The 7583-nt window shown below is 68.2% G+C and carries 7 protein-coding genes; 4 read left to right on the top strand and 3 right to left on the bottom strand.

The features are described from left to right. Nucleotides 1-3: 3 nt before the first annotated feature. Nucleotides 4-702: an orotidine-5'-phosphate decarboxylase gene (pyrF, locus tag RSP_RS15410; RefSeq protein ID WP_017140020.1), complete on the bottom strand. Its 699-nt coding sequence runs from the start codon at nucleotides 700-702 to the stop codon at nucleotides 4-6. Between the two features lie 103 nt (nucleotides 703-805). Between pyrF and RSP_RS15415 the strand changes: the two genes are divergently transcribed. Continuing rightward, complete coding sequence (locus tag RSP_RS15415) at nucleotides 806-1693, top strand: ROK family protein (RefSeq protein WP_011338935.1); 888 nt, start codon at nucleotides 806-808, stop codon at nucleotides 1691-1693. Nucleotides 1694-1706: 13 nt separating this feature from the next. On the opposite strand, the gene RSP_RS15420 is transcribed toward RSP_RS15415, so the two are convergent. After that, on the bottom strand, nucleotides 1707-1940 hold the full coding sequence (locus tag RSP_RS15420) for a hypothetical protein (RefSeq protein ID WP_011338936.1): 234 nt from the start codon (nucleotides 1938-1940) through the stop codon (nucleotides 1707-1709). 302 nt (nucleotides 1941-2242) lie between these two features. On the opposite strand from RSP_RS15420, the gene clpB reads away from it, so the two are divergent. After that, complete coding sequence (gene clpB, locus RSP_RS15425; protein ID WP_011338937.1) at nucleotides 2243-4855, top strand: ATP-dependent chaperone ClpB; 2613 nt, start codon at nucleotides 2243-2245, stop codon at nucleotides 4853-4855. A 60-nt stretch (nucleotides 4856-4915) separates the two neighbouring features. On the opposite strand, the gene RSP_RS15430 is transcribed toward clpB, so the two are convergent. Next, on the bottom strand, nucleotides 4916-5386 hold the full coding sequence (locus RSP_RS15430; RefSeq protein ID WP_011338938.1) for a fasciclin domain-containing protein: 471 nt from the start codon (nucleotides 5384-5386) through the stop codon (nucleotides 4916-4918). A 196-nt stretch (nucleotides 5387-5582) separates the two neighbouring features. On the opposite strand from RSP_RS15430, the gene msrP reads away from it, so the two are divergent. Both msrP and msrQ read left to right on the top strand, forming a co-directional pair. After that, the gene (msrP, locus tag RSP_RS15435; protein WP_011338939.1) at nucleotides 5583-6488 is read left to right on the top strand and encodes a protein-methionine-sulfoxide reductase catalytic subunit MsrP; all 906 of its coding nucleotides are present in this window, start codon (nucleotides 5583-5585) and stop codon (nucleotides 6486-6488) included. Further along, entirely contained in the window at nucleotides 6489-7094 is a 606-nt protein-coding gene (msrQ, locus tag RSP_RS15440) for a protein-methionine-sulfoxide reductase heme-binding subunit MsrQ (RefSeq protein ID WP_011338940.1), read from the top strand. Nucleotides 7095-7583: the final 489 nt, after the last annotated feature.

The following is a 7583-nucleotide window of genomic DNA, read 5'->3' on the forward strand; positions in this document are numbered from 1 at the left end:
GGCTCAGCCGCGGGTCGGAAGCTCTGCCTGAACGGCGAGAGCCGCGGCCCGCGGATCCCCGGCCTGCCAGATCGGCCGGCCGACGACGATATGGTCCGCCCCGTCCGCGATCGCGCGGGCGGGGGTCGCCACCCGCTTCTGATCTCCGAGCGCGGCGCCCGTGGGCCGCACGCCCGGCGTCACGATCAGCCGCCCCGCCGCCTGCGGCAGGGCCCGGATCGCCGCCGCCTCCTGCGGGCTCGCGATCACCCCATGCGCGCCCGCATCCAGCGCCCGTGCCGCCCGCTCGAGCGTGATCTCGGCCAGATCGCCCGCCCGGATCATGTTCGCATCGAGATCCGCCCGGTCGAGCGAGGTCAGCACCGTCACCGCGAGGATGCGCAGCCCGCTGCCCGAGGCGCCCTGCACCGCGGCCCGCACCACCTGCGGATCGCCATGGACCGTCAGGAAATCGAGATCGTAGCTCGCGAAGCCCCGCACGGCGGCCTCGACGGTCGCGCCGATGTCGAAGAGCTTCATGTCGAGGAAGATGCGCTTGCCCCGTTCCTGCTTCAGCTCGTTGGCCAGCGCGAGGCCGCCGCCGGTCAGCATGCCCAAGCCGATCTTGTAGAACGAGACCGCATCGCCGAGCCGCTCCGCGAGATCCAGCCCCTGCACGACGTTCGGCACATCGAGTGCCACGATCAGACGGTCGTCGGCCATGGGAAGCTCCTTGCTGCTGAGGTCGGGCGGGTGATGGGACGAGGGCTGCTGCGTGTCAAGCCGGGCCATTCCGTCGGGCCGCGGCGGCTGCTATCGGTGGCCCATGCTCATCGCCTTCGACATCGGCGGATCCCGCATCCGCGCCGCCCGCGCCTTCGCCCCCGACGACCTGGAGCCTCTGGGCGAGCGGCCGATGCCTCTGAGCTTTCCGGGCTTCGTCGCGGCTCTGCGCGACCTCATGCCGGAGGAGGCCACGTCGCTCGCCATCGCCATCGCGGGCGTGGTCGATCCCGACACGGGCCGCATCACCGCGGCCAATTTGCCGGCTGTCAACCGCCGGGCGCTGGCCGCCGATCTCGGCGCGGCCCTCGGCCGGCCGGTCTGGATCGGCAACGATGCCGACTGCTTCGTGCTGACGGAGGCGCTGCTGGGCGTGGGGCGCGGTCACCGCAGCGTGTTCGGCATCATCCTCGGCAGCGGCGTGGGCGGAGGGATCGTGCTGGACGGGCGGCTCCTGACCGGGGCGGGCGGGATCGCGGGCGAATGGGGGCATGCGCCGGTGCTCGACCAGCGCCCGCTCGGACGGGATCTGCCTCATCTGCCCTGCGGCTGCGGCCAGAGCGGCTGCGTCGACACCTACGGCAGCGCGCGGGGGATCGAGCGGCTGCATCTCGCCCTATGTGGGCAAAGGCTCGACAGCCGCGAGATCCTGGCGGCCTGGCGGGCAGGGGAGATGGCTGCGGCCGAGACGGTGGAGGTCTGGCTCGAGCTGGTGGCGGGGCCGCTTGCGATGCTGGTCAATGTCATCGGCCCGTCGGTGGTCCCCGTGGGCGGGGGCCTTTCGAACGACGGCGACCTCGTGGCGGCGCTGGATCGCGCCGTCCGTCACCGGCTTCTGCGGCCCGCGTCCGAGACGCTGCTGCGGCCGGCCTTCCATCCCGAGCCCGGGCTGGTCGGGGCCGCGCTGGCGGGGCTTCAGGCCTTGGGCTGAGCCCCGCCCTCCGTCAGGCGGCGCGGTCGACCTGCGGCTCGTAGCGCGCGAGGAACAGGGTCTTCGCGCTGTCGATCAGCCGTTCGCGCAGGGGGGCGCCGCCGCGGGCGGGCTCGGTGGTGAAGATCCGGCGGACGTAGGGCACCGGGCGCGCGCTGTCCTTGACCAGCAGCGCGACGGTGGCCTCGACCTGACCGAAATCGCGCGCGTAATGGGCGCGCTCGATGGTGGCAGAGAGGATACGCATCGGAACACTCCTCGCTTGACCGGAAGGCGCCGGTCGGGATCAGGATGAACCGGCCTTGCCCCTTGCGGACCATGACCGCATGTCGCGGCCTTTTTCCGGGTCGGGGCAGCCGGTCGGGCTTGTGGATAAATCCATTTGGGCCTTGTCCGGTTCCACTGCACGACTTGCGCAAACACGGCTGCTTGATCGGATCGTGATCCTTGAATTCAAGCGGATCCGCGACCACCTGAGCATCAAGACCCGGGATGGACCGTGCCGACAGTCGGGCGGTGTCGCCGGGGGCTTAACGAGAGGAGTGACCGATGAACCTCGAGAAGTTCACGGAGCGGTCGCGCGGGTTCCTTCAGGCCGCGCAGACGATCGCGATGCGGGAAAGCCACCAGCGGCTGGCGTCCGAACATCTGCTGAAGGCCCTGATGGACGACGATCAGGGGCTGGCCTCGAACCTGATCCGCCGATCGGGCGGCGAGCCTGCGCGCGTGGCCGAGACGGTCGAGCTGACCATCGCCAAGCTGCCCAAGGTGTCGGGCGATGCGCAGCCCTTCATGGACCCGGGCCTCGTCCGCGTGCTGGACGAGGCGGAGAAGCTCGCGAAGAAGGCGGGCGACAGTTTCGTGCCGGTGGAGCGCATCCTGATGGCGCTGGCCATGGTCGCGTCGAAGGCCAAGGACGCGCTGGATGCGGGTGCGGTGACGGCGCAGAAGCTGAATGCCGCGATCAACGACATCCGCAAGGGGCGCACCGCCGACACGGCCTCGGCCGAGGAAGGCTATGACGCCCTGAAGAAATATGCCCGCGACCTGACGCAGGCCGCGCGGGACGGCAAGATCGACCCGATCATCGGCCGCGACGACGAGATCCGGCGCGCCATGCAGGTGCTGAGCCGGCGCACCAAGAACAACCCGGTGTTGATCGGCGAGCCCGGCGTCGGCAAGACCGCCATCGCCGAGGGCCTCGCCCTGCGCATCGTGAATGGCGACGTGCCCGAGAGCCTGAAGAACAAGCGCCTGCTGTCGCTCGACATGGGGGCGCTGATCGCGGGCGCGAAATACCGCGGCGAGTTCGAGGAGCGGCTGAAGGCCGTGCTGAACGAGGTGACCTCGGCTGCGGGCGAGATCATCCTCTTTATCGACGAGATGCACACGCTGGTAGGCGCGGGCAAATCCGAAGGCGCGATGGATGCGGCCAACCTCATCAAGCCGGCGCTGGCGCGGGGCGAGCTGCACTGCATCGGCGCTACGACGCTGGATGAGTATCGCAAGCATGTGGAGAAGGACGCGGCGCTGGCGCGGCGCTTCCAGCCCTTGATGGTCGAGGAGCCGACGGTCGAGGATACGATCTCGATCCTGCGCGGCATCAAGGAGAAGTACGAGCTGCACCACGGGGTGAAGATCGCAGACGCCGCTCTCGTGGCCGCGGCGACGCTCTCGCACCGCTACATCACCGACCGCTTCCTGCCCGACAAGGCCATCGACCTCGTGGACGAGGCGGCGAGCCGCCTGCGGATGGAGGTCGATTCGAAGCCCGAGGAACTCGACGCGCTGGATCGGCAGATCCTGCAAGCGCAGATCGAGGCGGAGGCGCTGAAGAAGGAGGACGACGCGGCGTCGAAGGACCGGCTGGCGAAGCTCGAGAAGGAACTCTCGGGCATGACCGAACGCGCCGCCGAGATGACGGCGCAGTGGCAGGCCGAGCGCGACAAGCTCGAGGCCGCACGCGATCTGAAGGAGCAGCTGGACCGGGCCCGGGCCGAGCTCGAGCAGGTCAAGCGCGAGGGCAACCTCGCCCGCGCAGGCGAGCTGTCCTACGGGGTCATTCCTCAGATCGAGAAGAAGCTCGAGGAAGCCGAAGCGCGCGAGGGCGATCTCCTCGTCTCGGAAGCCGTGCGGCCGGAGCAGATCGCCGAGGTCGTGGAGCGCTGGACCGGCATCCCGACCTCGAAGATGCTCGAGGGCGAGCGCGAGAAACTTCTCAAGATGGAGGAGGAGCTCGGCCGCCGGGTGATCGGGCAGCGCGCCGCGCTGCGGGCGGTGGCCAATGCCGTGCGGCGGGCGCGCGCGGGGCTGAACGACGAGCGGCGGCCTCTGGGCAGCTTCCTCTTCCTTGGCCCGACGGGCGTCGGCAAGACCGAGCTGACGAAGGCGGTGGCCGAATATCTCTTCGACGACGACCAGGCGATGGTCCGCATCGACATGTCGGAGTTCATGGAGAAGCACTCGGTCGCCCGGCTGATCGGCGCGCCTCCGGGCTATGTGGGCTACGATGAGGGCGGGGTGCTGACCGAGGCCGTGCGGCGCCGTCCCTATCAGGTCGTGCTGTTCGACGAGGTCGAGAAGGCTCACCCGGAGGTGTTCAACGTGCTCCTGCAGGTGCTCGACGACGGGGTCCTGACCGACGGGCAGGGCCGGACGGTGGACTTCAAGCAGACGCTCATCATCCTGACCTCGAACCTCGGGGCCTACGCCTTGAGCCAGCTGCCGGAAGGGGCCGATCCCGCGCCTGCCCGCGCGGCGGTGATGGAGGCGGTGCGCGGACATTTCCGGCCCGAGTTCCTGAACCGGCTCGACGAGATGGTGATCTTCGACCGCCTGTCGCGAGACGACATGGGCCAGATCGTCGAGATCCAGCTCGGGCTCCTCGGCAAGCGGCTGGCCACCCGCAAGATCGGGCTCGAGCTCGATGCGGCGGCGAAACAGTGGCTCGCCGACGAGGGCTACGATCCGGTCTATGGCGCGCGTCCGCTGAAGCGCGTGATCCAGCGCCATCTGCAGGATCCGCTGGCCGAGATGATCCTCGCGGGCGACGTGCTCGACGGGTCGGTCGTGCAGGTCAGTGCCGGTGCCGACGGGCTCATCATCGGCGACCGGGTCTCCTCGTCGCGGCGCGAGCGGCCGCAGGACGCCGTGGTCCACTGATGGCCTGAAGAAACGGGCCCGCTCCAGATCGGAGCGGGCCCGCGCTGCTGCGGCTGCCGGTCAGGCGCCCGGCATCAGCACGCCGTCGATCACATGGATCACCCCGTTCGACGCGTCCACATCCGGCTGCGAGATCGACACGCCATTCACCTTCGGGCCGCCTTCGAGCGTGACGGTGAGCGCGCCGCCCTCCACCGTCTCGGCGGTCATGCCTTCCGTCAGATCCGAGGACATCACCTCGCCCGGCACGACGTGATAGGTCAGGATCTCGGTCAGCTTCTCCTTGTTCTCGGGCTTCAGCAGATCCTCGACCGTGCCCTCGGGCAGGGCCGCGAAGGCCGCATCCGTCGGCGCGAAGACGGTGAAGGGGCCGTCGCCCTTCAGCGTATCGACGAGCCCCGCGGCCTCGGCCGCGGTGAGGAGCGTGGTGAAGCTGCCCGCGCCGGTGGCGGTCTCCACGATGTCTCCGGTTTCGGCGAAGGCAGGTGCCGCGAGCAGTCCGAGCGAAAGGGCGAGAAGGGTCTTGCGCATCGTTCCAGTCCTCCTGTGGGTCGTGCCGTGCTTGGCCTGCAGGCTACGCAGAAGGCGGCTCCGGCGGATGAGCCGGCGGGACGAAGCGTGATCGCGCGTGATCGGCCGTGAGCGCCATCCCCGCTTCGTGATGGGCGGAGGCTTTGAAAACGGGCGCGCGCCATGCACCTTAGGGAAGCGGCAAGGGAGGAACAGGATGCGCAGGCTCGGATGGTCGGATGTGACGCCCAGGGCGGATTGGCTGAACCGGCGGCAGATCCTCGCAGGGGCGGGGGCGCTGGGGCTGGCGGGGCCCGCCTTCGCCCGGATCGAAGCGAAGGCCAGCCGCTTCTCGACGGACGAGAAGCCCAATAGCTTCGAGGAGATCTCGAACTACAACAACTTCTATGAATTCGGCCTCGACAAGGGCGATCCGGCGCAGAATGCCGGCGCCCTGACCGTGGATCCCTGGTCGGTCGAGATCGGCGGCCTCGTCGAGCGTCCCGGCTCCTATCCGCTCGACGACATCCTGAAGGGCGTGACGCTCGAGGAGCGGATCTACCGGCTGCGCTGCGTCGAGGGCTGGTCGATGGTGGTGCCCTGGATCGGGTTCGAGCTGCGGACCCTCCTCGAGCGGGCGGGCGTCCAGCCAGGCGCCCGGTTCGTGGCCTTCGAGACGCTCGTCCGCCCGGAAGAGATGCCGGGCGTCCGCTCGCGCATCCTCGACTGGCCCTATCGCGAGGGGCTGCGGATCGACGAGGCGATGCATCCGCTGACGATTCTCGCCACCGGCCTCTATGGCGAGGAGATGCCGAAGCAGAATGGCGCGCCGATCCGGCTGGTCGTGCCGTGGAAATACGGCTTCAAATCGATCAAGAGCATCGTGCGGATCTCGCTGGTCGAGAAGATGCCCGCCACCTCCTGGAACGTGCAGAATGCGCGGGAATACGGCTTCTACTCCAACGTGAACCCGGCGGTGGATCATCCGCGCTGGAGCCAGGCGTCGGAGCGGCGGATCGGCTCGGGGTTCTTCGCGCCGCGGATCGAGACGCAGCTCTTCAACGGCTATGGCGATCAGGTGGCGCAGCTCTACGCCGGGCAGGACCTCTCGGTGGATTTCTGAATGATCGCACAGCGGATCAATGGCGCGCTGCGCCCGGTGCCGACGGGGCTCGTCTATGCGGCGGGTCTCCTGCCGCTCGGGCTTCTGGTCTGGCAGGCGGCCACGGGCGGGCTCGGCGTCGATCCGGTGAAGGGGATCGAGCACCGGTTGGGCGAGCTCGCGCTCCAGTTCCTCGTGGGTGGGCTCGTCATCAGCCCGCTGCGCTGGTGGACGGGGATCAATCTGATCCGTTTCCGGCGGGCGGTGGGGCTGCTGGCCTTTTTTTACGTCTGCCTGCATCTGGCCGTCTGGCTCGCGCTGGATCTGCAGTTCCGCTGGGCCGAGATCGGCGCCGACATCGCCAAGCGCCCCTATATCACGCTGGGGATGCTCGCCTTCGCGGCCATGATCCCGCTGGCCCTCACCTCCAACAACGGCGCGATCCGGCGGATGGGAGCGGCGGCCTGGACCCGGCTCCACAAGCTGACCTATGCGGTGGCCCTGCTGGGCGCCCTGCATTTCCTGCTCCTCGTGAAGGCCTGGCCGCTCGAGCCGATCCTCTACATGGCCGGTGTCGTGGCGCTGCTCTCGATGCGCCTCTGGCGGACCCTCCGGCGACGGGCCTGAAGCTCTTCTACATGTGGTGCGTCGGATCTTTTGCGCACAATATGTAGGCCCGTTTTCGACCGGATGGAAAAATATCGTCTCTTCGTCATTTTTCCTCTTGCGGGTTTTTTTGCGGTTCCCTAGATAGCGCCTCACCGAAGCGGAACGGCGACGGTGACGGGGTTGAGAGGCGGCGGTGCTGCCTTGAGGCTTTCGGAAATCTGGAAGATGAGGCGGACGGGATCGCTGGTTGACTGGCGTCTCGGTTTGTTTTGTCTTCTGCGCTCTTTGACATTGATGATGATGAAGGGATATGCGGGCGGTTTGGTCGTTTCGACGGCGGACCGGATGCATATCGGCTCACTAGCTTCGGCGATGATGTGGGTGAAAGCTTCACTGTCTTGTGGGTCACGTTACTTCGGTAACTTGGCACATGGACAGAAAGACCTCGGGCGATGCCCGAGGCAGATGTGCGAAGGTTCGACGTCAAGGACAGCGCTTCGGCGCTTT

The sequence above is a fragment of the Cereibacter sphaeroides 2.4.1 genome (assembly GCF_000012905.2).
Lineage (GTDB): Bacteria > Pseudomonadota > Alphaproteobacteria > Rhodobacterales > Rhodobacteraceae > Cereibacter_A > Cereibacter_A sphaeroides.